The sequence below is a fragment of the Nocardioides daeguensis genome (assembly GCF_019192965.1).
GTDB lineage: Bacteria > Actinomycetota > Actinomycetes > Propionibacteriales > Nocardioidaceae > Nocardioides > Nocardioides daeguensis.
Window position 1 is genome coordinate 1 of record NZ_JAHTKU010000008.1, and the last position, 25,308, is coordinate 25,308.

Genomic DNA, 25,308 nt, shown 5'->3' on the forward strand with positions numbered 1-25,308 from the left:
CTGTGTGTGTTTCGGGGGCTCCGGGGCGTGCACCCCGGCGGGGGTTGGGGGGGCGGGCCGCCCCCCCGCTTCGCCGTCCCCGCTCAGCGAATCTGCTGGAGGAAGCCCGCCACGTGCGTGCGCAGGTCGGCAGAGAGCCGCGACAGCTCGAGCGAGGCGCCGGTCATCTCCGAGGCGCCGGTGCTCGTCGCGATGGTCGCCTCCTCGATCGCGGTCACGTCCTCGTTGACCCCGGAGACCGCGCCCGCGGCCTCGGAGGTGGTCCGGCTCAGCTCGGCCGCGGCGTGCCGCTGCTCGCCGACCGCTCCGGCGATGGTCGCGACGTTGTCCCCCATCCCGCGTACGGCGGCCCCGATCGTCTCGATCGCCGTGACTGCCGCGCCGGCGGCCGCCTGGATCGCGTGCACCTGCTGCTCGATCAGGCTGGTCGCGTCCGCGGTCTCGGACGCAAGCGTCTTCACCTCGGAGGCGACGACCGCGAAGCCCTTGCCGTACTCCCCGGCGCGGGCGGCCTCGATGGTCGCGTTGAGGGCCAGCAGGCGGGTCTGGCTGGCGACCTGGCTGATCACGCCGACGACGTCGCCGATCTCCTGTGACGCGGTGGACAGGCTCTGCACGGTCGTCATCACCTGGTCGGTCTCCTCGACCGCCCGCACGCCCGCCACGTTGGACTGGCTGGCCTGCTCCTCGATCGCACGCACGGTGCTCACGAGCTGCTCGACGGCCGCGGCGGCGACGGTGACGGCGTCGGCCGCGGTGTGGGAGTTCTCCGAGACCTGGGCCGCCCGGGTCGCCGTACCCTCGGCGTTGGCGGCCAGGGTGCGCGAGGATGCCTCCATCTCGGCGGCGGCCGCGGCGACCTGGTCGGACAGTCCGAGCACCGCCTCCTCGAAGCCGTCGGCGAGCTCGTGGCGCTGGCGCTCCTGGGCGGCGAGCTGCTCGTTGGCCTCGGCCATCGCGCCGATCGCGGTGTTGATCGTGACGGCGCCCGCCTTGAACGAGCCGAGCATGCCGCGGACCAGGAACCGTCGGTAGAACTTGCCCTCCGCGGCGAACTCCAGCGATGCCGACGACTCGCGCACGTAGGCGTCGGTGCGGTCGAGCAGGTCGTTGACGGCGGAGCGGGCCGCGACCAGACCGGCATCGTCGCCGAGCACCGGGACCCGGGGCTCGAGGTTGCCGGCGGCCGCCGAGCGGCACACGGCGGTGACCGCGGTCAGGGCCGCACGGCACTGGTCCAGCTCGGCCCGCAGGGCCTCCAGCTCCTCGGCCGCGCCGGTCTCCGGCGTCAGCAGGGCGGTCATGCGGCCACCGCCCGGTCGGTCCCGTTGTTCAGCGACCAGACGTACTCGTCGTAGGACAGCCCGGCCTCGGCGAGCTCCTGCTCGAGCAGCCGGCCCCCCGCCTCGACGGCGTCGCGGGCGCTGGGGTGACGGCGCTCCTCGGCGACCAGCCGCTGGTAGAGCGCGGTCACGGCGGTGAGCGCGGTCGCGTCGGCCGTGCGGCGGTTGGAGTGGTAGCCGACGATGCTGCCGGAGGCGTCGAAGGTCGGGGTGACATGGGCGAGCACCCAGTAGTGGCTGCCGTCCGCGCTGAGGTTCATGACGTAGGCGAAGATCTCCTGCCCGGCCGCGATCCGGTCCCACAGCAGCCCGAACACGCTGCGGGGCATGTCGGGGTGCCGGATGACGTTGTGCGGCTTGCCGATCAGCTCTGCCTCCGGGTACCCACTGATCTCGACGAACAGGTCGTTGACGTAGGTCAGCCGTCCCTGTCGGTCGGTCTTGGACACGATGATCTGGTCCGGGTGGAAGGTCTTCTCCACACCGGTCGGCGCGATCGCGGTACGGACCACGGTGCTCTCCCCTCACTCCCGTCCGAGTGACGGGTCACCGGGAGGATCGGCCGCCGGCGCCCCGAGCTGAGGTCTCGGCCCACATCCGCGCCGGCGAGGAGGCCGCGATCAGGCGTGGTCGAGGAACCGGTCCATGACGCGCGCACCGAACTCCAGCGCGTCGACCGGGACCCGCTCGTCGACCCCGTGGAACAGTGAGGTGAAGTCGAGGTCGTCGGGCAGCCGCAGCGGTGCGAAGCCGAACGAGCGCATCCCGAGCTTGGTGAAGTGCTTGGCGTCGGTCCCTGCGCTCATCAGGTATGGCGCGACGAGAGCCTCGGGGTCCTCCGCGAGCAGGCTGCGTGTCATCGCGTCGACCAACGCGCCGTCGTACGGCGTCTCCCACGGCTCCTGTCGCGAGACGAAGTCGATGTCGACGCCCTCGCCGGTCAGCTCGGCCAGGGTGGCGAAGAACTCGTCCTCGAAGCCCGGCAGGAAGCGCCCGTCGACGTGGGCGGTGGCGTCGGTCGGGATGACGTTGACCTTGTAGCCCGCCTCGAGCATGGTCGGGTTCGCGGAGTTGCGCAGCACGGCGCCGAGCATCCGGGCGGCGGCGCCGAACTCCTCGACCAGGGCAGGCGCGTTCGCGGGCGTCGCCTCGACGCCGGCGACCTCGCCAACGGTGGCGAGCAGGGTCTGCATGGTCGGCGTGAGCCGGACCGGCCAGTCGTGGGCTCCGATGCGCGCGACGGCCGAGGCCAGCCGGGTCACGGCGTTGTCGTCGTTCAGCATCGAGCCGTGGCCGGCACTGCCGCGCGCGCTGAGTCGCATCCAGGCCATGCCCTTCTCGGCGGCCTCGATCAGGTAGAGCCGGCGTCCGCGGACGGTCGTGCTGAAGCCACCGACCTCACCGACCGCCTCCGTGCAGCCCTCGAACCACTCGGCGTGGTTCTCGACGAGCAGCTGCGCGCCGTCGTGCCCACCGGCCTCCTCGTCGGCGGTGAAGCAGAGCACCACCTCGCGTTCGGGCGCCCGGCCCGCGCGCTGACGGGCCCGCACGACCGAGAGCAGCATCGCGTCGAAGTCCTTCATGTCGACCGCGCCCCGGCCCCAGACGTAGCCGTCCTGCACCTCGCCGCTGAACGGGTGCACGGTCCAGTCCTCCGCCGCGGCCGGTACGACGTCGAGGTGGCCGTGCAGCAGCAGCGCCCCGCGTTCGGCCGTGGCGGCCGAGCTCGAGCCGCCCCAGCGGGCCACGACGTTGGCGCGTCCCGGCCTGGTCTCGATGACCTCGGCGGCGATACCGACCTCGTCGAGCAGGGCGGCGACGTGCTCGGCGGCCTTGCGCTCCCCCGTGCTCTCGCCACCGCCGTAGTTCGAGGTGTCGATCCGGATCAGGTCGCGACACAGCTCGACGACCTCGGCGGCGACGTCGTGGTCGGGCACCGGCGTGGGGGTCGTCGATTCGGCCATGCGGTCATCCTTCCACGCCCCGGGCGACTAGCGTTGCGCCGTGGCCCCTCGCAAGTGGAAGCAGTACCGCCCCGACGAGACCCCGGATCCGGACGGTGCGCCGGCACAGCCACCCACGCACCAGTCCTACCGTCAGCCCAAGCAGGCGAAGCCGGTGCGCAGCCTCGAGGAGCGGACGGTGCGCAACCGTGGGTTCCATCCGACGGGGCTGCTGATCACCGGTGCGGCGCTGGTGCTCACCCTCGGGGCGGCCGCCGCGTTCGCCATCGCGGGGAGCGAGGACGCGCCGGCGGCCGACCGGCCGCAGAGCGACAAGGGCTTCGACGCGCTCGTGGCTGCGCTGAAGGAGGAGCGCGGCTCGACGCTGGTGCGCAACGCGATCATCTATCCGGACTACGCCGTGGTGGACGTGCCGTACAAGCTGGACGACCTGACCGATGAGCGCGAGATCAGCTACTACTGGAACGGCGAGCTCAGCGAGTCGACCAAGGGGACGGGCGATGAGGAGACGTTCGACCTCGCCGACGTCGACAGCTCCGTGCTCGACGGACTGTGCGTCCAGGTGAAGGCGCTCGTCGAGGACCCGACCGACTGCTCGATCTACATCTCGAAGCCGAGTCCCGAGGACACGACGCCGGAGTGGATCAGGGCCTCCACGAGCAACGAGTTCAACCAGAGCGCCTCCATCGAGTTCGCCCTGGACGGGACCGTCATCGAGGTGCGCCCGCCGTCGTGACGTCGGCGACCATGGCGCCGAGCGCCGTGACGAGCGCGCCGCCGTCGACGGTCAGCGCGACGCCGTACCCACCGCCGCCGATCGACACCGTCCCGCTCACCCGGCTGTCGGCGATCACCGGGAGGGCGGTCAGCGCCCCGAGCGGCGTGATGGTGCCGCGCACGTAGCCGGTGACCTCACGGGCAGCGTCGGCGGAGGGCATCGAGAGCCGGTTGACGCCGAGCAGCGAACGCAGCAGCGGCCAGGAGATCTCGCGGTCCCCGGGCACCAGGACGAACCGGTGGTCCCCCTCGGCGACCCGAACCACCATCGTCTTGACGATCTGGCGTGGCTCGATCCCCCGTTGTGCGGCGGCCTCCTCCAGCGACCGGACCGGGCCGTGCCGGGTGACCTCGAAGGAGAGTCCCAGCGCCTCGGCGGCCGCGATCGCGCGCGCGGAGCGATCGGTGTCGTCGGGCTCACTCACGAGGTCGAGGGTAGACCGGGACCGGTCGCGATCCGGTAGGCGGCGGGGGCGCCCGCAGGCACCGCGGGGCTGCGCGGGGCCACGGGGGCGATCCGTCGGTACGACGCTCCGAGGGCCGGACGGGCGTCCGCCTCGCCCTTGTTGGGCCACAGCGCCACGGCCCGCTCGGCCATCGCGGTGATGGTCAGGGACGGGTTGACGCCCAGGTTGGCCGCGACGGTGGACCCGTCGATGACGTGGAGACCCTCGTAGCCGTGCAGCCGGTGGTAGGGATCGACCACTCCGCTCTCCGGGGACTCGCCGATCGGACAGCCCCCGATCAGGTGGCCGGTCGCGGGGACGTTCACCAGGTCGGCCCAGGTGCCGCCGGGGATCCCGTCGATCTCCTCGCCGACCTTCCGGGCGAACTCGTGACCCTGCGGGATCCAGACCGGGTTCGCGGCACCGGTGCCCTGGCGGGTGGTCAGGGTGCGGCCCCACGGCCTGCGTCGCAGGTAGGTGGTCAGCGAGTTGTCCAGGCTCTGCATGACCAGCAGCACGATGGTCTGCTCCGACCAGCCCCGTGGGTCGTGCAGCCGGGGCAGGTCGCGCCGGTGGCGCCACATCTCCCGCAGCCCGGCGACCGCCCGGTTGCGCCCGTCGTCGGGCACGTCGGTGAGGGCGGCCATCAGCAGGCCCAGCAGGTTGCTGCCGCGCCCGTACCGGACCGGCTCGACGTGGGTGTGGTCGTCGACGTGCACCGAGGACGTGATCGCGACGCCGCGCGAGTAGTCGACCTCGTCACCCCGGGCGCGGACCCCGAGGATGGCCTCGGAGTTGGTGCGGGTCAGCTCCCCCAGCCGACGCGAGATCCGCGGCAGGCTGCCGCCGTCACGGAGCCGGTGGAGCAGGCGCTGGGTGCCCAGCGACGCGGCGGAGAAGACCACCTGGTCGGCGGTGTAGGTCTGCCGGCCACGCCGCACCTTGCCCTCCGTGCGGCGGGTCGTGACGTCGTACCCGCCGCCGGGACGGGGCCGTACGTCGGTCACCGTCGTGAGCGGGTGGACCTGGACGCCGGCCGCCTCGGCGAGGTGGAGGTAGTTCTTGACCGTGGTGTTCTTGGCGCCGACCCGGCACCCGGTCATGCACGCGCCGCAGTCGGTGCAGGTGGTGCGCTCGGGTCCCGCGCCGCCGAAGAACGGGTCGGCGACCCGCTCGCCGGGACGCTCCCCGAAGAGCACACCGACCGGGGTGGGGCCGAACGTGTCGCCCACACCGAGGTCGTCGGCGACCGCCTTCATCACCAGGTCCGACGGGGACCGGCGGGGGTAGGGCGTGACCCCGAGCATCCGGCGAGCCTGGTCGTAGTAGGGCGCGAGCTCGTCGGCCCAGTCCGTGATCCCGGCCCAGTGCGGGTCGTCGAAGAAGGCCCGGGGCGGCTCGTAGAGGGTGTTCGCGTAGACCAGCGACCCCCCGCCCACTCCTGCCCCGGTGAGCACCAGCACGTCCTTGAGGAGCGTCATCCGGAGCAGGCCGTAGCAGCCGAGCGCCGGGTTGAAGACGTAGTCGCGCACCTTCCAGGAGCTGGTCGGCAGGTCGTCGTCCGCGAAGCGGCGCCCCGCCTCCAGCACGCCGACGCGGTAGCCCTTCTCCGCCAGCCGCAGGGCGGTGACGCTGCCGCCGAAGCCGGAGCCGATCACCAGGACGTCGTAGTGGGTCATCGCGCCACCTTCTCGCTCACGCGGAAGTCGGCGACGTCGAAGCGTGCCGTCCGCTGCTGGTACTCCCGCACGGTGCCGGGCCAGTTCGTCGTGATCCGCCCGCTCGGGTCGCGGTACCAGCTCGCGCACGAGCTCCACACGCTCTCGCCGAGCCGGCCCTGCATCTCAGTGTCGTAGGCCGCGGCCCGCTCGGGCCTCACCTCGATCGGACCGCTGCGGCCGATCTCGGTGACGGCCTGGGCGACGTACCCCGACTGCGCCTCCAGCATCCCGATGATCGAGCTTCCGCCCAGGTTGGTGTTGGGGCCGTAGAGCACGAAGAAGCTCGGGAAGTCCGGCACGGTGATGCCCAGGTGCGCGCGGGCCCCGCCCTCCCACGCCTCGCTGAGCAGCCGCCCGTCCCGGCCGCGGATCTGCATCGGCGCCAAGAACTCGGTCGCGGCGAAGCCGGTGCCGAAGACGATGACGTCGACCTCGTGCAGGGCGCCGTCGGCCGTCCGGATGCCCTTGGGCTCGACCGTCGTGATCGCCTCGGTGAGGACCTCGACGTGGGACCGGGTCAGCGCGGGATACCAGTCGTTGGAGAAGAGCAGGCGCTTGCAGCCGAGCGGGTAGTCGGGCACCAGCCGGGCCCGCAGCTCGGGATCGTGGACCTGGCGGCGCAGGTGCAGCTGCCATGCCGCGCGCAGCAGGTCGGCGAGGCGGCCGTCGGAGTCCAACGTCTTGTTCAGCTGCTCGGAGAGGTGGAAGACACCGCTCCGGGTCAGGTCGTGCAGCTGCGGGTGTCGCTCGTACCGCTCCTGCTGGCGAGCGCTGTAGGCGCCGTCGGGCTTCGGCACGACGTACGGCGCCGAGCGCTGGAAGACCTTCAGCTCGGCAACCTCGTCCACGATGGCCGGCACGGCCTGGATCGCGCTGGCGCCGGTGCCGATCACGGCGACCCGCTTGCCCGCGAGGGAGACGTCGTGGTCCCAGGTCGCGGTGTGGAAGGCCGGGCCGGCGAAGGTCTCCAGCCCGGAGAGCGCCGGGATGGAGGGGCGGGAGAGCTGTCCGACCGCGGAGACCAGGACGTCGGCGCTGAGCTGCTCACCGCCGGCGAGCTCGACCGTCCAGCGTCGGGCTGCGTCGTCCCAGGCCGCCCCGGTCACCTCGGCGCCGGTGCGGACCAGGTCGCGTAGGCCGCTGCTCGTGGCGTGCTCGCGGATGTAGTCGAGGATCTCGGGCTGGCGGGCGTAGCGGTGCGACCAGTCGTGCTTGCGCGCGAACGACCACGAGTAGAGCACCGAGGGGACGTCGCACGCCGCGCCCGGGTAGGTGTTCTCCCGCCACACCCCGCCCACGTCGTCGGCGCGTTCGAGCACCGTGATGTCGGTGATCCCGGCCTGGCGCAGGTGGTGGGCGGCGGCGAGGCCGCCGAACCCGGCGCCGATGACGATCACGGAGGCAGACGTGTCCATGGGGGAAGGCTAGGAAGTCCCCGCGGGTCGGTGCCAGCGACCTCCGGCCAGAGGATCCATAATTCCGGCCATGATGCCTTCGTCCTTCGAGCCGCCCGCCGCCCGGGACTGGCAGTTCCCGCGCCACGTTGCGGGCACGGCACTCCTCGTGGCCATGGGAGCGGAGGCCGGCGTATCCACCGCTGCGCTGCTGCGAGGCACCGGTCTCGGGGCGCGCGACGTGGCCGACCCGCAGCGCGAGGTGACGGCCGAGCAGGAGCTCCGGGTGGTGCGCAACCTGCTCGCCACCGCCCCGGGGGTCACCGGCGCGCACGTGGGTGCGGCCTACCACGCCTCGACCTTCGGCCCCCTCGGATTCGCTCTGCTCAGCAGCCCGACGCTCGGTGACGCGGCCAACCTGGCGCTCCGGTTCATCGACCTCAGCTTCACCTTCACCATCCCCTCGGCCACCGTGGAGGACCAGGACGTGGTGGTCCGGGTCGACGACCGAGGCGTCCCTGCCGACGTACGCCGCTTTCTGGTCGAGCGCGACCTGACGGCGATCTGGACCGTGCTGCGGGAGATCTGCGGCTCCTCCGCCGGGCTCGACGCGGCCTGGGACGCGGACCGCAGCACGCTCCGGTTCGCCACCCGCTGGCTCGACCACCCGCTCCCCCAGGCCAACGCGCACGCGTGCGCGATCGCCGAGGCGCTGTGCCGCGACCTCGTCTCGCCCCGGCGCGGCCGCAACGCGTTCACGGGCCAGGTCCGCATCCTCGTCGCCCAGCACCTCGAGGCGGGTGCCCCGATGGGCACGGTGGCGGCAGCGCTCGGTCTCAGCGAGCGATCCCTGCGCCGGCGGCTCACCGAGGTCGGGACGACCTACCGCGCCGTGCTCGACGACGTCCGCTCCACCGCTGCCGAGCAGCTGCTCGCCGACGGACTGCTGCTCGACGACGTGGCCCGGCGCCTCGGGTACGCCGAGGCGTCGAGCTTCGTCGTGGCCCATCGCCGCTGGACCGGCCGAACACCGCGCGAGACCCGGGATCCCGCGACCGGCGGGGGGTCCTGAGCGGACGGAGCCGGACACGGCCCTACGCTTCGGCCCCATGGTTGATGCGGAGGCCTTCGACGCGGACGTCGTCGTGGTCGGTAGCGGCTTCGGCGGGGCGGTGAGCGCGCTGCGGCTCACCGAGGCCGGTCACCGGGTGTTGGTGCTCGAGAAGGGACGCCGCCTGGCGGGCGAGGACCTGCTCGCCGCGCGCCGCGACCCCCGGGCCTACCTGTGGCAGCCCGGGGTCGGGCTGCGGGGGTTCTTCTGGCAGCGGATCTTCCGCCACATGGCGATCATCGGCGGCACCGGCGTCGGAGGCGGCTCCATCGTGTGGGCCGGCGTGCTGCTCGAACCGGGAGACGACTTCTACGAGGCCGCGGCATCGGCCTCGCTCGACCTGGACTGGAAGGCCGAGCTGGCTCCGCACCTCGCCCGGGCCGCCCGGATGCTGGGCCGGGTGCGCAGCCCCCATCGCGGCCCGATGGACGAGCACCTGCAGGCGGCCGCGGAGGCGGTGGGCGCCGGGGCGACCTTCGGACCGGTGCCGGTCGCGATCCACTTCGGTCGTGAGGGCGTCACCGAGCCGGACCCGTTCTTCGGGGGCGAGGGTCCCGAGCGCACCGGCTGCCGGCTGTGCGGCGAGTGCCTGTTGGGCTGTCCGTACGGCGCGAAGAACCAGCTCACCCGCAACTACCTCCACCTCGCCGAGCGGTACGGCGCCGAGATCCGCGCCGAGCACGAGGTGCATGCCGTCGTCCCACTGCCGGGGGGCGGCTACCTGGTGCGGGTCCGCCACCCGTGGCGCCGCGGCGCCGAGACGGAGCTGCGCGCCCGTCGGGTGGTGCTGGCCGGTGGGGTCCTGGGCACCGTCGAGCTGCTCCAGCGCTGCCGCGACGAGCTCTGCACGCTGCCGCACGTCTCCCCCTTGCTGGGCCGGCACGTGCGGACCAACTCCGAGGCGCTGACCGCGGTGCTGCAGCCGCCCGGCGAGGACCTGTCCCGGGGGCCGACGATCTCCAGCGACTTCCACCCCGACCCGCGCACCCACACCACCCAGAACCGCTACATGGGCGGGTGGCACATGCGGTTGCAGCTGGGCCCGATGGTCGACGACGAACGCCCACGACGCCGGGCGCGCCGTGTGGTCGGCGCTGTGCTGGCGCGACCGGCCGCCCAGGCGCGGGTGATGGCCGCGCGCGACTTCCTGCGCCGGCTCACTGTGCTCACGACGATGCAGCACCACGACAGCGAGCTCGCGCTCGACCTGCGCCGCTCGCCCGTGCGCCCCTGGCGCCGGGTGCTGCGCTCACGCCTCGTCGACGGGGTACGGCCGCCGAGCTACCTCCCGATCGCGAACGAGGTCACCCGGGCGTTCGCCGCGTCCTCCGGCGGGCGGCCGCTGAACCTGCTCGGTGAGTCCGTCGGCGGGCTGTCGGTCACCGCACACATCCTCGGCGGCGCCGTGATGGGCGCCGACCGCACCCACGGGGTGGTCGATGCCGACCACGAGGTGCACGGGCACCCCGGCCTGTACGTGATGGATGCGAGCGTGATCTGGGCGAACCTCGGCGTGAACCCCTCTCTCACCATCACCGCCCTGGCCGAGCGCTTCGCCGCCCGGTTCCCCGCTCCCGAGCACGACGCGGTGCGTCGTACGCCGATCGACGCCGTCCCCGCGGCCGGACAGGACCTGCCATGACGCCCACCCTCGCCTCGGTGCGCCGTTCCTGGTCGGACCTGCGCCCCCTCGCCGCCGAGGACGCCCTCGGCGACCTCGAGGCCTCCTTCGTCGCGCCCCTGCGCCACCTCGCCCCGCGCGGGCTCGCGCTGATCGGGCTGCGGCGCTGGTACGGCAAGCGGTTCCGCGACGAGGGCGGCACGCTCACCGGCATCAACCTGGTCCGGCGGGGCGAGCAGCTGGTGGAGACCCTGCCGATGCAGGTGCGCCCCGCAGCCTCGCTCGTCGACGGCCTCCCGGTGCTGGCCGTGACCTACCCGGCCTCGTCGCGCCGTCCCTGGCCGTGGGTGCGCGACGAGCTCCGGGTCGCCGAGGACGGCACGATCGTCGGCATGACCTTCGTCGACGTGCCCGTGCTGCGCCGGCTCGGCGGCACCCCGTTCCTGCTGACCCGCCCCGCGTCGCACTGACCCGAACCCGAGACGCTCCGACATCGGGACGCCACACTGTCGGTATGGACGCTGCGATCTCGGTCTCCGGTCTGGTCAAGCGCTTCGGCCGGTTCACCGCACTGGACCGGCTCGACCTGAAGGTCGAGGTCGGAGAGGTGCACGGCTTCCTCGGGCCCAACGGGTCCGGCAAGTCGACCACCATCCGGGTCCTGCTCGGGCTCCTTCGTGCGGACGCCGGCCAGGTGCGGGTGCTCGGCCGCGATCCGTGGCGGGACGCGGTCCGGCTGCATCGCCACCTCGCCTACGTCCCCGGCGAGGTGTCGCTGTGGCCCAACCTGACGGGTGGCGAGGTGATCGACCTGCTCGCGAGGATGCGCGGTGGGGTCGACGAGGGCCGACGAGCCGACCTGCTGGAACGCTTCGAGCTCGACCCGACCAAGCAGTGCCGCAGCTACAGCAAGGGCAACAGGCAGAAGGTCGCTCTCGTCGCCGCCTTGAGTGCCGACGTGGAGCTCCTCCTGCTGGACGAGCCGACGGCGGGACTGGACCCGATCATGGAGGCCGAGTTCCAGGAGGTCGCCCGTGAGGAGGTCGCCCGGGGTCGCACGATCCTGCTCTCCAGCCACATCCTCGCTGAGGTGGAGTCGCTGTGTGGCCGGGTCTCGATCATCCGTGACGGACGGACGGTCTCGGCGGGCCGGTTGCGGGACCTGCGCGGTCTGAGTCGCACCTCGGTGACGGTGCGGCTGCAGCGCCAGGACGAGCTGGGTGATGTTCCCGGTCTGAGGGTGCTCGACGTGGTCGACGGTGAGATCCGGGCCGAGGTCGACTCGGACCGGATCGGTGCGGTGATGGCGCTGTTCGCCGAGCGCGGGATCGAGTCTCTGGTCGTGCATCCGGCGACGCTCGAGGAGCTGTTCCTCCGGAACTACGACGACCCCGGCGGGGTCAAGCACGGGGTGCCGACGCGCCCGGGACTGCCTGCATGAGGAAGACGGACGGGTTCACGGGCACGGGCGCTCTGGTCCGGCTGGCGCTGCGCCGCGACCGGATCCGGATCCCGGTCTGGGTGGTCAGCGTGGTCGGCCTGCTGTACTTCAGCGCCGCGTCCCAGCCCGGGCTGTACCAGACCCAGGAGCAGATCGACGCCTATGGACGGATGGTGACCCAGTCGTCGGCCACCGTCGCGATCGCCGGCCCGGTGACCGGCCTCGACTCTCTGCGCGGCATCGTCATGTACGAGACCTACCTGACGGTGATCAGCGCAGTCAGCATCCTCGCGGTCCTGATGATGTCCCGGCACACCCGGGCCGAGGAGGAGTCCGGGCGCACCGAGCTGCTGCGGGCCACCGAGGTCGGTCGCCACGCAGGCGCCGCGGCGGCACTGATCGCCACCAGCGGCACCTGCCTGCTGATCGGGGCGGGGATGGCGCTGGTGCTGCCCGCGACGCCGTTGACCCTCGCCGACTCGCTGGTCTACGGCGCCGCGATGTCCGCCCTGGGAATCTTCATGGCAGCGCTCACGCTCTGCTTCGCGCAGGTCTTCGTGCACTCCCGTTCGGTCAGCGGCGCCGGTCTGGCGGCATTCCTGGTCTTCTACCTGGTCCGGGCGATCGGGGACGTCCGGGACGACGCGACCGTCTGGTTCACCCCGATCGGCTGGGCCCAGGCCACCCGCGTTCCCACCGAGGACCGACTCTGGCCGGTACTGCTGCCGCTGCTGGGCTCGGTGCTCCTGCTCGCCGTCGCGGTCCGCCTGGCCGAGCGCCGGGACTTCGGTGCGGGCCTGTTGCCCTCCCGGTCCGGGCCCGCGCGCGCGAGTCGGCTGCTGTCGGGCCCGGTCGGGCTCGCCTGGCGACAGCAGCGAGGCGCGCTGCTGGCGTGGTCGGTGGCGCTGGGTCTGTGCGGAGCGCTGATCGGCACCCTGGGGACCTCGATGCAGGACATGGTCCGCGACAACCCCGCGCTGGCCGATTACCTCGCCTCGACGCAGGCCGGGTCCGTGATCGACGCCTACCAGGCGACGTTCGCGCTGATCATGACCCTGGCGATCGCGGGCTACGCGATCTGGGCCGCCGGACGGGTGCTGACCGAGGAGGGTGAGGGCCGAACCGAGCTGGTGATCGCAGGCCCGGTGGGCAGGGTGCGCTCGGTCGTCTCGGACCTGGTGGTCGCCGGCGGCGGGGTCCTGGTGCTCCTGGTCGTGGCCGGGTTCAGCTCGGGGGCCTCCTACGCAGCCGTCGTTGGCGACAGGGCGCAGGGGCTGCGGATCCTGGTCGCCCCGTTGATCTACTTCCCGGCGATCGCGGTCCTGCTCGGAGTGCTGCTGCTCGCCTACGGTTGGGCCCCGCACTGGACCTGGGTCGGCTGGCTGGTGTTGGCCTTCGAGGTGGTGATCGGTTGGCTCGGAGGGGTCCTCGGCCTCCCCGACTGGATCTACCAGTTCTCCGTGTTCGACCGGGCGCCGCGCTACCCGGCGGAGGACCTGTCCGCAGCACCGTTGCTGGCGATGGGCGCGGGGGCGGCCCTTCTCCTCAGCGTGGGGCTCGTGGGCTTCCGCCGGCGCGATCTGCGCTGATCGCCGCCCCCAGGTCGGGAATGGGCTCGGCTCCGACGCGGTCGTCGTCGTGGGCGAGCCTCGATGCGCGCCGTCCTGCAGCGCCGTCTCGCAGGGCGTCGACCTTCGCGGGTCTGGTCGACCGCTCCACGGCCCGGTCGGTCCGGCGGTGCACCAGACGGAAACCACAAGTGGCCCCAGCCGGCGTCTCCGCAGGTCAGGGGCCACATCGTGTTGGTGTCCGAGGGGGGACTTGAACCCCCACGCCCTAATACGGGCACTAGCACCTCAAGCTAGCGCGTCTGCCAATTCCGCCACCCGGACGAGTGCGGTGAAACCGTAGCAAAGACGGGCCCAGGACACCGCATCGGCACCCCCTGTTCGTGCGAAGGTTGCCTCTCCGAGCGTCCCGGGAAGCCCTTGAACGGGCCTCGCAAGCGTGCAACGGTGGGGAAGGTCTCTGACCACGAAACCGAGAAGGCAGCCATGCTCACCCTCACCGAGAACGCCTGCACGATCGTCAAGCAGATGACCGACGCCCCCGACGTCCCTGAGTCGGCGGGACTGCGCATCACCCAGGCCGAGGCGGGCTTCGCCGTCGCCGCCGCCGAGAAGGCCGAGCCCGGCGACCGGGTCGTCGAGCAGGACGGTGCCACCGTCTACCTCGACGAAGGATCCGCCGCCCAGCTGGACGCGATGGTGCTCGACGCCGGGTTCGACGACACCGGCACCCTGCAGTTCGGCCTGCTGGCGCAGGCCTGACGCAAGACCGTGATGCGCGAGTGACGGGCGCACTCTGGGATCGTGGGTGCATGCAGGACCTGCGCATCGCCTTCGTTCCCGGGGTGACTCCCGACAAGTGGGCGCGGGCCTGGCGCGAGCGCAACCCGCGGATCCGCCTGCACCTGCTTCCCGTCGAGGAGGAGCAGCAGCGTGCCGTCCTCGATGACGGCACCGCCGACATGGCGCTGGTGCGGCTGCCGGTCGACCTCGAGTCGCCGGCGCCGCTGCACTGCGTGCGCCTGTACGACGAGGTGCCGGTCGTCGTCGCCGGCCGGGAGCACTTCGTGGCGGCGTCCGACCCCGAGACGCCGATCCCGATGGCCGACCTCGCCGAGGAGCAGCTGGTGCTCCCGCACCCCTCGGGCTGGACGCCCACAGCGGAGCAGCTTCCGTTCCCGCCGATGAACGTCAAGGACGCGATCGAGGTCGCCGCCTCCGGCAGCGGCATCGTCATCGTCCCGATGTCGGTGGCGCGGTTGCACCACCGCAAGGACGTCGTGCAGCGCCCGGTGGAGCTCGACCCGACCACGGTCGCCCTCGTGTGGTTGCGCGCGGCGGACAGCCCGGTGCACCAGGACTTCGTGGGCGTCGTCCGAGGGCGTCGCGCGAGCAGCAGCCGCTGACCGGTCTGCCCCTCAGCACCGGTGGCGCCGGTGGCGCCGCGACCGCGCCCCGCCGGGGTGCTGTGGAGCACGCGCGGCATTTGTGTCGGGCCCCTTGTGTTCGATGTGGGCATGGTCACCGATCGGGCGGTGGCGGGCCTGGAGGGTCTGCCGGCAGCAGGGGTTCTCGACTTCGTCGAGGCGGCTCATGCTGCACGCCTGGCTGCCGAGCGTCAGATCTTGCAGGCGGCCTACCAGTGGGCGGTGCTGCACCATCCGGACCGGCTTCCGCCCGGTAATCGTCGGGGTCGGGAGCGTTCCCGTCGCCTGGGCGGGGTGGGCACGCCGCTGATCACCGAGCACGCGGCGGCCGCGTTCGGGGCCCGGATCCAGACCAGCCCGTACGGCGCACGCCGGTTGATCGCGGACGCGGTCGACCTGCGCCTACGCCTGCCGCGGCTGTGGGCCGGTGTCCGGGCCGGCACCGTCCGGGTGGCGCACGCCCGCTGGGTGGCTGCCGCGACCCGCGAGCTGTCCATGGATGAGGCGGCCTGGGTCGACGGCGAGGTGTTCGTGGCCGCGGACGGCCGGTTGGCCTGGTCCCGCTTCGCGTTGCTGGTCGAGGGCAAGGTCGCGGCCGCGGCCCCGGAGCTGGCGCGGGCGCGCGAGGAGGCCGCGGCCAAGGAACGCTGTGCGCGGATGTCGCGGGTCAACCGGCACGGGATGGCGACCTTCACCATCCGTGCCGATGCGGTCACGATCGCTGGGATCGATGCCGCGGTGACCGCGGTCGCGGAGAAGCTCAGAGCGACGATGCCCGACGCGGCGCTGAACGACCGCCGGGTCACGGCGGCCGCGCTGTTGCTGAACCCGGCCGCGCATGGTCAGGTCGACGAAAAGGCCGGGCCGGTGCAGGTCCGGGCGAAGGTCTACCTGCACCTGTACGCCGACTCACCGGTCGCCCGGCTCGAGGGCCACGGCCCGGTCACGGTCGGGCGGGTGATGGAGATGCTGGCCGACGGTGCCTGCAAGGTGCAGGTGACTCCGGTTCTGGACGTGGCCAAGATGGCGCCGGTCGATGCCTACGAGGTCCCGGCCCGGCTGCGTGAGGCGGTGCGGCTGATCCACCCCGCCGACGTGTTCCCCTACGCGGCGAACACCACCCGGCGCATGGACCTGGACCACGCCGTGCCCTATGCCGAGGGCGGGACCACGAGCATCGACAACCTGGGGCCGTTGACCCGCACCCATCATCGGGTCAAGACCCATGCCGGTTGGGAGGTGCGACATCCCTTCCCCGGGATCGTCATCTGGCGCGATCCCTACGGGGCGCACTACCTGGTCGACCCGACCGGCACGAGACGCATCACCACCCCACCGGCAGGCGAGGAACCCACCCGCGTCGACGTCATGGTCAGCAGCCTGCTGATCGACCACGCCGCCTGACCCGCGGCCGAGTGACTCACGCCAGGTGGGTCGCCGCCCAGTCGCCGAGGATCCGGGCGCTGCGGTCGACGAGCGTCGCCCATTCCCAGGCGCCTTCGTCGGCGTTGTCGGAGACGTGCTTGACCAGCCGGACGGGTACGCCGAGCTCCCGGGCGACGTACGCGACGGCGTAGCCCTCCATGTCGACGAGCTGCGCCTGCTCGGCCAGTCGAGCCCGCACCACCGGGTCGGTGACGAAGACGTCGCCGGTGGCGAGGACGGTCTCCCCCGGCCCGACGACGAGCCGCTCGCGGGGGTCGTAGCCGAGCGCCCGGATGGCGTCGGCGTTGATGTCGTGGTTGACGACGGCGCCGATCTCGTACAGGCCGTGCTCGGCGTCGAGTCCGTCGTGCAGTCCACCGGCGCTGCCGAGGTTGACGACCACGAGGTCGGCGAGGTCCGTGCGGACGGCCAGGTGGCGCGCCAGCGCGGTGGCGGCGGCGGTCTTGCCGATCCCGGTGATCAGGACCTCGAGACCGGCGGGGACGTGCGCGGCCTCCGCGCGGGTGGCGGCGACGATGAGCGGGCGGGGCACGGCGGTCACCCTAGACGAGCCGGCAGGCCGCCCGACCCGGCAGGATGGCGCCGTGGTCACTGTCGTCGCGCGCGCCCCCGGCCGGGTCAACCTGATCGGTGAGCACACCGACTACAATGGCGGCCTGTGCCTGCCGTTCGCGATCCAGCTCGCGACGACCGCCACGGTGACCGCTCGCACCGACGACCAGCTGCGGATGACCAGCGCCGAGGCCAACCCGGCTGACACGACGTGGCAGGCGTACGTCGTCGGCGTGGTCGCCGAGCTGCGCGGGCTCGGCTGGCAGGTCCCCGGTCTCGACATCGCGCTGACCTCGACCGTGCCGCTCGGCGGCGGCCTGTCCAGCTCGGCAGCGCTGGAGTGCAGCGTGGCGACGGCCATCGCCGGTCTCCTGGGCGTCCCTCTCGACGATCGAGCGCGACGCACCCTCGCCGATGCGTGCCGACGGGCCGAGACCGACCACGTCGGTGCGCCGACCGGCGGGATGGACCAGCTCGTCAGCATGCTCGGCGCCGCCGGGCACGCGCTCCTGATCGACTTCGCGGACCCGGCCACGCCGGCCACCACTCCGGTCGCCCTGCCCGTCACGGCCGACGGCCTCGCGCTGCTGGTGACCGACACCCGTGTCCGGCACTCGCTCGCCGACGGCGATGGCGGGTATGGCCAGCGCCGGCGCGAGTGCGCCACCGGCGACGCCCGACGGCTTCGCCACGTCGCCACGGAGAACGACCGGGTGCGAGCCGCTGTGGCTGCGATCGGCGAGCGCGACTGGCGCGAGCTGGGCTTGTTGATGACCGCCTCCCACACGTCGCTGCGCGAGGACTACGAGGTGTCCGTCCCCCAGCTCGACCTGGTGGTCGACACCGCCCTGTCGAGGGGCGCGATGGGCTCGCGGATGACCGGCGGCGGCTTCGGCGGCTGCACGATCACCCTCGTCGCGGCCGACGAGGTGGTCGCCGCCCGGGCGGCCGTCGATGCGGCCTACCGCGAGCGGGGTTGGGCGGCGCCGGTGCACCACGTCGTCGAGCCGGGGCCTGGTGCGCGGGTGCTCAGCCCCTGACGTGAGCCGGGCCCGCCCTCGCCAGGAGGACGGGCCCGCTCGCACACCGATCAGCTCACTTGAGCTCGGCGCTGGACAGTCCCAGGACCCTCCGCGCGACAATGAGCTGCTGAATCTGCTGGGTGCCCTCGAAGATGTCGAGGATCTTGGAGTCGCGGGCCCACTTCTCGAGCAGCTCCTCCTCGCTGTAGCCGATCGAGGCGCACAGCTCGACGCAGGACAGCGTGACGTCGGAGCCGACCCGGCCGGCCTTCGCCTTGGCCATCGATGCCTCGAGCGAGTTGGGCTTGCGGTTGTCAGCCATCCAGGCCGCCTGGAGGGTGAGCAGGCGTCCGGCCTCCCAGTCGGACTCGAGCTGCAGGAACTTCGCCGCGGCGGCGTGCTGCAGGATCGCGGGCCGGTCGTAGTCGACCTCGATCCCGGCCTCCTTGAGCAGGTCGCGGGTCAGGTCCAGCGAGGCCCGGGCGCAGCCCACGGCCATCGCGGCGACCAGCGGTCGGGTGTTGTCGAAGGTCGCCATGGCGCCGGCGAAGCCCTGCTCGACGTTGATCTCCGGGGATCCGAGGAGGTTCTCCTTCGGGACCCGCGCGTCGGTGAACGTGATCACCGCGGTGTCGGAGGCCCGGATGCCGAGCTTCTCCTCGAGCCGCTCGACCTTCACGCCCGGCGTGCCCTTCTCGACCACGAACGACTTGATCGCCGCCCGACCGAGGGACTTGTCGAGGGTCGCCCACACCACGATGCAGTCGGAGCGCTCGCCGGAGGTGACGAAGATCTTCTCGCCGTTGATGACGTACTCGTCGCCGTCGAGGACCGCGGTGGTGGAGATCGCGGCCGAGTCGGAGCCGAACGACGGCTCGGTGATCGCCATCGAGGCCCAACGGCCCTTGAAGCGCTCAAGCTGCTCGTCGTTGGCGACCGAGGCGATCGCGGAGTTGCCGAGGCCCTGGCGGGGCATCGACAGCAGCAGGCCGGTGTCGCCCCAGCACATCTCGGCGACCGAGGTCACCGAGGCCAGGTTGGCGCCGTTCTTGACGGTCTTCTGGTCCGCGTCGTCGCTGTCACGACGTACGCCGGTCGCACCGGCGCCCTCGCTCGCGCCGGACTCGGAGAGCCCGTCGATCATCGCCGCGAGCATGTCGAGCTCCTTGGGGTACTCGTGCTCGGCGATGTCGTACTTGCGGGAGATCGGTCGCAGCATGTTCATCGCGACCTGGTGGGCCTGGTCGACCAGCGCCCGGTGCTTCTTCGGAACTTCCAGGTTGATCGCCATCAGACGAGCACCGTCCCTTCCATGATGCCGATGGCACGCAGGTCGCGGTACCACCGCTCGACCGGGTGCTCCTTGACGAACCCGTGGCCACCGAGCAGCTGGACGCCGTCGAGGCCGATCTGCATGCCCTTGTCGGTGCACGCCTTGCGGGCCAGCGCGACCTCGCGGGAGAAGTCCTTGCCGGCTGCGGCGCGGGAGGCGGCGCGGTAGGTCAGCAGCCGCATGCCCTGCAGCTCGATCGCGATGTTGGCGACCATGAACGCCACGGACTGGCGGTTGGCGATCGGCTCACCGAAGGCCTCACGGCCCTTGACGTACGGCGTCACGTAGTCGAGCACGGCCTGGGCGGTGCCGACCGCGAGCGCGCACCAGGCCAGGCGCGAGAGCCGCACGCACTCGGTGTACGTCGAACCGTCGGTCTCGCCGAGGACGGCGTCCGCGGGGACCTTGACGTCCTCCAGGACGAGCTTGGTCATCGTCGCGGCGCGCACACCCATGGCCGGGTCGCCCTCGATGGCGAGGCCGTCGGTCGACGACTCGACCAGGAACAGCACGGGCTTGCCGTCGAGGCTCGCACCCACGACGAAGAGCTCGGCGCTGTCGCCACGGGCGACCAGGCTCTTGGTGCCGTTGAGGACGTAGCCGTCGGCAGTCTTCGTCGCGGTGGTGGACGGGCTGAGCACGTCGAAGAGCACGCTCGGCTCGTTGAGGGCGAGGGCGGCGGCCGGGACGCTGCCGTCCTCAGCGCTGAACGCCGGCAGGTAGGTCTGCTGCTGGGCGTCGGTGCCCCACAGGCCGATCGCGGTGGCGACCGAGCCGGGCGCCAGCGTGGCGACGGCTAGGCCCATGTCGCCCTTGGCGAGGGCCTCGGCGACGAGGGTGCCGGCCATGGCCGAGCGCTCCTCGGAGACGCCGCCGAGCGCCTCGGGCAGACCCAGGATCGGCAGGCCGATCTCGAGGCTGGCCTTGAGCAGATCGTCGGGCGCGGCGCAGGCCTTGTCGGCCTCGGCCGCGGCGGGCCGGACAACCTCCTCGGCGAACTCGTTCACGACGTCGACGAGCATCTGCTCGTCCTCGCCGGGGGTGAGGTCGAAGACGCCGCTCGCGGCAGCGTTGGTCGGCCGGGTGCCGGGCTGGCCGCCCTTGCCGGCCTTCGCGAACGTGCGGCTCGCGTTGGAAATGGTCTTGAACCCGGTCCGGGTGACGGAGAAGACCGCCTGCTCGGCCGGCTTGCGCAGGCGGACCTTATCGAGGAGATCGGTCTGGGCGAGCCGGTTGAGGCCGGCGACGAGGTAGCCGATCGGATCACGGCTCTCGCTGCTCGGAACCCCGTGCTTGCCGCCCGGCTTGAGGTTGCTGATCAGGGACATGACACTAAATGTAACTGCGAGTTACACATCGCGCTACAGGTGGTCCGAAATCGCGCGGTGTGATCTGGACGTCAGTCCATCCGCACCCGGACGGTGGTCCGCGGGAGGGTGAGCAGCACGCTCCCCGTCCCGCCCCTGCTGGTCCGCGTGGTGACCCGCCGGGTGCCCTCGATGACGAGCGTGCCGCTCTCGAAGGTCGCGGGCACGATGAAGACCGTGTCGTCCGACGGGGTGTCCGGCGTGAGGTCCCGGCGGGGGTACGCCGTGCCGTCCGCTGCCTCCAGGTGGAGGTCGGCGAGCTCGAAGCGACGTGCCCTCCCGTCATCGGGAGTCGTGTAGGTGACGTCGACCGCGAGATAGGCCCGCGCCGGGTCCCGCAGGCCCCGGCTGCCGTCGAAGAAGAACAGCCGCGCCTCCCCCACGTGGACCGCCCGCACGGCGTCCGGCCCGAGCGGTGCGTCCGCCGTCGGCCGCAGGACGAGGTCGGCGCCGATGGTGGTGCGGGTGTCCGGGCGCGTGAGCACTGCGATGTTGCGTCCGGTGGCAGCGCCGTCCCTCAGCGAGACCCGTTGGTCGTACCCATCCAGGTCGAGCCGCAGCTCCGCGCTCGCACCGATCGGCACCGCGACCGCGTACGACGGCCCGCCGGCCGGCAGCGCCACGGACCGTCCGTCGACGACGACCTGCAGCGGCAGGGCCGACCACGACCGGCACGGCTCCTCCTGGCAGGGACCGTCCGCCAGCGTGAAGGTCCGCAAGCGGCTCCGCGGGGCGGCGACGAGCGGGCCGTCCTTGCCCGGCACGCGGTCCTCGAGCCGGAGGCCACTGACCCGTACCCCGCCGGTCCGGCCGGCGATCGTGGCGACCGGCGCACGCGCCGTACCGGTGGCGGTGCTCGGGGAGGTGGCGACGACCGTGCCGGCGGCCACCACCTGGGCGTCGTCGACGGGGGGCGGCGCTGCGCCGCGGCTGCCCGCGGGGCGGTCGCCGTCGCCCCGGGAGACGAGCACCGCCACCAGGCCGAGGCCCGCGACGAAGGCGAGGACCAGCGCGAGCAGCACGGCGAGCGCCCAGTTCGGCCCCGACCGGTCGCGCACGTCGGGCGGCTGCAGCGGCAGCAGCGGGGCCGCGAGCGCCGTGCCGGCGTCGGGGACGACGGTGGGCGTCGCCGCAGGCGGGATGGGGACGAGCGTCAGCGGCGGCGCCGGTGCACGCACCACCACCTCGGCCTCGTTCACGCGGCCCAGGGCGAACAACAGGGCGGCCAGCGCCCAGCGCGCAGCGTCGACGTCGGTGCCGCCCCGCAGCTCGGCCAGGCGGCGGGCCTGGGCGTCGAGGGCGCGCCCCGGCTGGGCGCCGTCGCCCAGCTGCGCCAGCACTCGGGCGAGGACGCCCAGCCGGATGGCGTCGACGAGCAGGTTGACCTGGCCGTCGGTCGTGCGCCCCGTGGGAGCGCGGTCGTCGAACGCGGCTCGGAGGTCCAGCGGGTCCTCCAGGACCGCCGGCCCCAGCCGGGCGACGAGAGCGGCCAGCTCGTGGTGGGTCTCCACCGCAGCACACTGGCACCGCCGCCGGCCGGCGGAGCCGACGATGGCCAGAGATACCCAGTTCGCGGGACGGCACCGGCGCCGGGGCGGAACTAGATTCCGAGAGGCCGCTCGGACACCTCTCCGCACGGACATCTGGGGGCTTCCATGAAGCGCATGCTGCTCGCTGTCGCGCTCGGTGCGGTGCTGCCGCTCGCCGGCGCGGTCCACGTCCCCGCCGCCGCACTCGACCGGACCGTCGTGGTGGACGGGTATGCCCTCCCGGCCGGCCTGGCCTACGTCACCGCCGCCTGTCCGGGCGGCCAGGAGCGGTCGCCGTACGCGACCTACCGCCAGGGCAGCGTGCTGGGCGACCACGCCATCGGGTTGGCGTTCGGCGGGGCCACGGGCGGGATGGGCGGGATCGCGGCCTGGGTGCCGGAACCGGCCGGCCTGCTCGACGCCGGGCTGGCGACCTACCACCCGAGCGCCCTGCCGGGCGGGTCCGGCCGGGACGGCCAGGTCGTCGTCCAGTTCGACGCGCTCGGCGACGGCTTCCAGTCGGCCTGGCTCGAGGGCCGCTACGACGTGTCGGACCTCGCCGGCTGGCACTCCGGCGACGACGTCGCCGACATCGCGACCAGCTGGTACTGGTCCGACGACGCCAGCCAGTGGTCCGCCGGGGACACCCTCGCCGAGGTCGCGGCCCCCTGGGGACCGGACGCGGGCGGTGCCTGGCTGAACTTCGAGCTCGGCTGTCGCGGCCGGGACTTCTTCTTCGACGACCTCCGGGTCAGGACGACGGCCGGCACGACGACGTACGACTTCGAGGGGGTGCGCACCCAGGCCTTCATCTCGGCGGCGCCGACCCACCACAGCACCGCCCTCCAGCGCGGTGTCACCCGGCTGGACCTCGTCAGCGGTCAGGACCACTACCTGCTCGCCGACGCCGACACCCCGGGCGACGGCGTGTGGACCCCCGGGTACGTCTCCGGCACGGCGACACTGTGGGCGCGGCCCTGGGGCGCCGCCGGGTTCGCTCCGGTGTCGAGCGGCGGCTTCCGGAGCGACACCTACGCGCACTTCCACATCCGGCCGGACCGGCAGACCGAGTACCAGGTGCGCACCACTGCCGACGACACCTTCGAGGCCGCCTCCTCCGCGACCCTGCTCGTGACGGTGGCCCGGCAGGTCAAGGCACGCACGCCGGCCACCCGACTGCGCCAGGGGCAGCCGATCCGGGTCAAGGGACACATCGCGCCCGCCGAGCGCGGGATCCGGGTCACCCTGCAGCGCAAGGTCGGTTCCCGCTGGCGCCCCGTCGACCGGGCGCGCACGGGGCGCGGTGGCCGGTTCGCGCTCGCGGTCCGGGCGAGCTCCACCGGGCGGTGGAAGATCCGGGTCGCGGTGGCCGCGGCCCACGGCAACCTCGCGAGCGTCACCGCGACCACCCGGGTCACGGTGCTCCCCCGGCCCGAGCCGAAGCCGAAGCCGGTCCCGGTGCCGGTGGTGGTGCCGATCCCGGTGACCCACGTCCCCGCCGACGGGGAGAAGGGCACCGTCGCGCCGCCGTCGCACCACGGGTCGGGCCGGGCCGCAAGATCTGGGTCCGCCGACGAAGGCGCCCCCGGCGGGACCCCGCCGGCCGCGCCGGACCGCGCGCCGCTGCCGCCGGCGGCGCTCCCCGATCGGCGGGACTGACGCTCGCCGCCCTAGCATGAACCCATGGCCGACGACCTCGACGACACCACCACGGAGGCCGTGCTGGCGCCGTACGGACCGCTGCCGCGCAACGGCCGGGTCCGCCCGATGACCCGCTGGGGAACGCCGGTCATGCACCGCCCCCAGGCTCGGGTCGAGGTCTACGACGACGCCCTGCGGGAGCTGGCCGCCGACATGGTCGCCAGCATGTACGCCGCCGACGGGGTCGGCCTGGCCGCCTGCCAGATCGGCGAGGACGTGGCGATGTTCGTCTTCGACTGCCCCGACGAGGAGGGTCAGCGCGTCGTCGGCGTGGTCTGCAACCCGGTCCTGATCGAGCCCGAGGGCGTCGCCCGGCGGCTCGACGACAGCCTCGAGGGCTGCCTGTCCTACCCCGGCGCCTTCGTCGACTGCGCCCGGCCCGACTACGCCGTGGTCGAGGGCACCGGCCTGGACGGGCAGCCGGTCCGCTTCGAGGGCGACGGCCTGCTCGCCAAGTGCCTCCAGCACGAGACCGACCACACCGTCGGCACCGTGTTCGGCGACCGGATCTCCGCCAAGGCGATGAAGAAGCTGCGCAAGCAGCACGACGCCGCAGCCCAGGACTACCCGCCGGAGTGGCCGACCTGAGCCTGACCGGGCACCGCCCGCGCATCGGCTAGCGTCGGGCCATGCCCGTCGACCCCTCGCTGGCCGGCCTCCTCGAGGCGATCGCTGCCGGAACGCCCCTGTCCGAGCTCTCCCCCGCCGACGCCCGCGCCGTCTTCCGCGCGATGACGGTCGACACCCGCCCGCCGCAGAGCCTGGCGCCGGTCGCCTCGATCGAGGACGACAAGGTCGCCGGCGCGGACGGTCCACTGGCGGCGCGCGTCTACCGTCCCGACGGCGCCGGCCCGTTCCCGACCGTCGTGCTGCTGCACGGCGGCGGCTGGGTGATCGGCGACCTCGACACCCACGCCCCCATGGCCCGGGCGATCTGCGCCGGCACCGACTCGGTCGTCGTCGCTGTCGACTACCGCCTCGCCCCCGAGGCCCGGTTCCCTGCCGCCGCGCAGGACGCCATCGCCGCGGTCCGCGACGTGCAGTCCCGGCTGGTGGAGTACGGCGGCAGCGACGTCCTCGCCGTCGCCGGCGACTCCGCGGGCGGCAACTTGTCGGCGGTCGCCGCCCAGCACGTCCCCGGCCTCGCCGCCCAGCTCCTCGTCTACCCGGCGACCGACGTCCTCGGCGACTTCCCCAGCCGGGCCGAGAACGCCCACGGCTACTTCCTCGACGAGCCGACCATGGCGTGGTTCATCGGCTGCTACGCGGACGCCGACACCGACCTCACCGACCCGCGTCTCTCCCCGCTGCGCGGCGAGCTCGCCGGGCTTCCGCCGGCGGTCGTCGTCACCGCAGAGTTCGACCCGCTCCGCGACGAGGGCGTGGCCTACGCCGACGCGCTGGCGGCGGCCGGCGTACCGGTCCGGCAGACGACCTATCCGGGGCTGATCCACGGGTTCTTCGACATGGGTCCGTGGTCGGCGCGCTGCCAGGACGCCGTCGACGACACGATCGCGCAGTTCGCGGAGCTGTTGCGGCGCTGAG

General features: G+C 72.9%; 23 protein-coding genes and 1 tRNA gene. 13 read left to right on the forward strand and 11 right to left on the reverse strand.

What is annotated here, in order from left to right; all coding sequences use genetic code 11:
* Window positions 1-83: 83 nt before the first annotated feature.
* From KU893_RS05965 to KU893_RS05975, 3 genes are all read right to left on the reverse strand, one after another.
* Window positions 84-1,304, reverse strand: a complete 1,221-nt coding sequence (locus KU893_RS05965; RefSeq protein ID WP_218233444.1) for a methyl-accepting chemotaxis protein — start codon at window positions 1,302-1,304, stop codon at window positions 84-86.
* Window positions 1,301-1,855, reverse strand: coding sequence for a PAS domain-containing protein (locus KU893_RS05970; protein WP_218233445.1), 555 nt, complete (start codon window positions 1,853-1,855; stop codon window positions 1,301-1,303). The genes KU893_RS05965 and KU893_RS05970 overlap by 4 nt, the downstream gene beginning before the upstream one ends.
* Before the next feature lie 108 nt (window positions 1,856-1,963).
* Window positions 1,964-3,307, reverse strand: a complete 1,344-nt coding sequence (locus KU893_RS05975) for a M20/M25/M40 family metallo-hydrolase (RefSeq protein WP_218233446.1) — start codon at window positions 3,305-3,307, stop codon at window positions 1,964-1,966.
* 40 nt (window positions 3,308-3,347) lie between these two features.
* On the opposite strand from KU893_RS05975, the gene KU893_RS05980 reads away from it, so the two are divergent.
* The gene (locus tag KU893_RS05980; protein WP_218233447.1) at window positions 3,348-4,043 is read left to right on the forward strand and encodes a hypothetical protein; all 696 of its coding nucleotides are present in this window, start codon (window positions 3,348-3,350) and stop codon (window positions 4,041-4,043) included.
* On the opposite strand, the gene KU893_RS05985 is transcribed toward KU893_RS05980, so the two are convergent.
* Genes KU893_RS05985 through KU893_RS05995 form a run of 3 tightly spaced genes read right to left on the reverse strand, consistent with a single transcriptional unit; the run spans window position 4,018 to window position 7,666 of the window.
* Entirely contained in the window at window positions 4,018-4,509 is a 492-nt protein-coding gene (locus KU893_RS05985) for an aminoacyl-tRNA deacylase (RefSeq protein ID WP_218233448.1), read from the reverse strand. The two genes, KU893_RS05980 and KU893_RS05985, sit on opposite strands and share 26 nt — an antisense overlap.
* The gene (locus KU893_RS05990; RefSeq protein WP_218233449.1) at window positions 4,506-6,209 is read right to left on the reverse strand and encodes a GMC oxidoreductase; all 1,704 of its coding nucleotides are present in this window, start codon (window positions 6,207-6,209) and stop codon (window positions 4,506-4,508) included. The genes KU893_RS05985 and KU893_RS05990 overlap by 4 nt, the downstream gene beginning before the upstream one ends.
* Window positions 6,206-7,666, reverse strand: a complete 1,461-nt coding sequence (locus tag KU893_RS05995) for a flavin-containing monooxygenase (protein ID WP_218233450.1) — start codon at window positions 7,664-7,666, stop codon at window positions 6,206-6,208. Before KU893_RS05995 ends, KU893_RS05990 begins: the two co-directional genes overlap by 4 nt.
* A gap of 70 nt (window positions 7,667-7,736) precedes the next feature.
* Between KU893_RS05995 and KU893_RS06000 the strand changes: the two genes are divergently transcribed.
* The 5 genes from KU893_RS06000 to KU893_RS06020 are packed head-to-tail and all read left to right on the forward strand — an operon-like array spanning window position 7,737 to window position 13,407.
* Window positions 7,737-8,717: an AraC family transcriptional regulator ligand-binding domain-containing protein gene (locus KU893_RS06000; protein ID WP_218233451.1), complete on the forward strand. Its 981-nt coding sequence runs from the start codon at window positions 7,737-7,739 to the stop codon at window positions 8,715-8,717.
* Window positions 8,718-8,754: 37 nt separating this feature from the next.
* Complete coding sequence (locus tag KU893_RS06005; RefSeq protein WP_218233452.1) at window positions 8,755-10,398, forward strand: GMC oxidoreductase; 1,644 nt, start codon at window positions 8,755-8,757, stop codon at window positions 10,396-10,398.
* Entirely contained in the window at window positions 10,395-10,847 is a 453-nt protein-coding gene (locus tag KU893_RS06010; protein ID WP_218233453.1) for a hypothetical protein, read from the forward strand. Before KU893_RS06005 ends, KU893_RS06010 begins: the two co-directional genes overlap by 4 nt.
* 44 nt (window positions 10,848-10,891) lie before the next feature.
* The gene (locus tag KU893_RS06015) at window positions 10,892-11,818 is read left to right on the forward strand and encodes an ABC transporter ATP-binding protein (RefSeq protein WP_218233454.1); all 927 of its coding nucleotides are present in this window, start codon (window positions 10,892-10,894) and stop codon (window positions 11,816-11,818) included.
* On the forward strand, window positions 11,815-13,407 hold the full coding sequence (locus KU893_RS06020; protein ID WP_218233455.1) for an ABC transporter permease: 1,593 nt from the start codon (window positions 11,815-11,817) through the stop codon (window positions 13,405-13,407). The genes KU893_RS06015 and KU893_RS06020 overlap by 4 nt, the downstream gene beginning before the upstream one ends.
* Before the next feature lie 214 nt (window positions 13,408-13,621).
* On the opposite strand, the gene KU893_RS06025 is transcribed toward KU893_RS06020, so the two are convergent.
* Window positions 13,622-13,710 (reverse strand) — tRNA-Leu (locus KU893_RS06025).
* Window positions 13,711-13,872: 162 nt separating this feature from the next.
* On the opposite strand from KU893_RS06025, the gene KU893_RS06030 reads away from it, so the two are divergent.
* The 3 genes from KU893_RS06030 (at window position 13,873) to KU893_RS06040 (ending at window position 16,217) form a co-directional block, all read left to right on the forward strand.
* A complete protein-coding gene (locus KU893_RS06030) occupies window positions 13,873-14,148 on the forward strand; it encodes a Fe-S cluster assembly protein HesB (RefSeq protein WP_218233456.1) in 276 nt (91 codons plus the stop codon).
* Between the two features lie 50 nt (window positions 14,149-14,198).
* Window positions 14,199-14,792, forward strand: a complete 594-nt coding sequence (locus tag KU893_RS06035) for a LysR family transcriptional regulator substrate-binding protein (protein WP_218233457.1) — start codon at window positions 14,199-14,201, stop codon at window positions 14,790-14,792.
* Window positions 14,793-14,903: 111 nt separating this feature from the next.
* A complete protein-coding gene (locus KU893_RS06040; RefSeq protein WP_218233458.1) occupies window positions 14,904-16,217 on the forward strand; it encodes an HNH endonuclease signature motif containing protein in 1,314 nt (437 codons plus the stop codon).
* Between the two features lie 16 nt (window positions 16,218-16,233).
* Here KU893_RS06040 and KU893_RS06045 read toward each other — a convergent pair whose 3' ends face one another.
* Entirely contained in the window at window positions 16,234-16,791 is a 558-nt protein-coding gene (locus KU893_RS06045) for a nucleosidase (RefSeq protein WP_218233459.1), read from the reverse strand.
* Window positions 16,792-16,843: 52 nt separating this feature from the next.
* Here KU893_RS06045 and KU893_RS06050 point away from each other — a divergent pair, with 52 nt between their 5' ends.
* A complete protein-coding gene (locus tag KU893_RS06050; RefSeq protein WP_218233460.1) occupies window positions 16,844-17,851 on the forward strand; it encodes a galactokinase in 1,008 nt (335 codons plus the stop codon).
* Between the two features lie 55 nt (window positions 17,852-17,906).
* Here the strand turns inward: KU893_RS06050 and KU893_RS06055 are convergent, their stop codons facing one another.
* From KU893_RS06055 to KU893_RS06065, 3 genes are all read right to left on the reverse strand, one after another.
* The gene (locus tag KU893_RS06055) at window positions 17,907-19,124 is read right to left on the reverse strand and encodes an acyl-CoA dehydrogenase family protein (protein ID WP_218233461.1); all 1,218 of its coding nucleotides are present in this window, start codon (window positions 19,122-19,124) and stop codon (window positions 17,907-17,909) included.
* Window positions 19,124-20,494, reverse strand: coding sequence for an acyl-CoA dehydrogenase family protein (locus KU893_RS06060; protein ID WP_218233462.1), 1,371 nt, complete (start codon window positions 20,492-20,494; stop codon window positions 19,124-19,126). The genes KU893_RS06055 and KU893_RS06060 overlap by 1 nt, the downstream gene beginning before the upstream one ends.
* A gap of 71 nt (window positions 20,495-20,565) precedes the next feature.
* Complete coding sequence (locus tag KU893_RS06065; protein ID WP_218233463.1) at window positions 20,566-22,044, reverse strand: hypothetical protein; 1,479 nt, start codon at window positions 22,042-22,044, stop codon at window positions 20,566-20,568.
* A gap of 153 nt (window positions 22,045-22,197) precedes the next feature.
* On the opposite strand from KU893_RS06065, the gene KU893_RS06070 reads away from it, so the two are divergent.
* The 3 genes from KU893_RS06070 to KU893_RS06080 are packed head-to-tail and all read left to right on the forward strand — an operon-like array spanning window position 22,198 to window position 25,307.
* The gene (locus KU893_RS06070; protein ID WP_218233464.1) at window positions 22,198-23,721 is read left to right on the forward strand and encodes a hypothetical protein; all 1,524 of its coding nucleotides are present in this window, start codon (window positions 22,198-22,200) and stop codon (window positions 23,719-23,721) included.
* A 24-nt stretch (window positions 23,722-23,745) separates the two neighbouring features.
* The gene (def, locus tag KU893_RS06075) at window positions 23,746-24,351 is read left to right on the forward strand and encodes a peptide deformylase (RefSeq protein ID WP_218233465.1); all 606 of its coding nucleotides are present in this window, start codon (window positions 23,746-23,748) and stop codon (window positions 24,349-24,351) included.
* A 41-nt stretch (window positions 24,352-24,392) separates the two neighbouring features.
* Complete coding sequence (locus KU893_RS06080; RefSeq protein ID WP_218233466.1) at window positions 24,393-25,307, forward strand: alpha/beta hydrolase; 915 nt, start codon at window positions 24,393-24,395, stop codon at window positions 25,305-25,307.
* Window position 25,308: the final 1 nt, after the last annotated feature.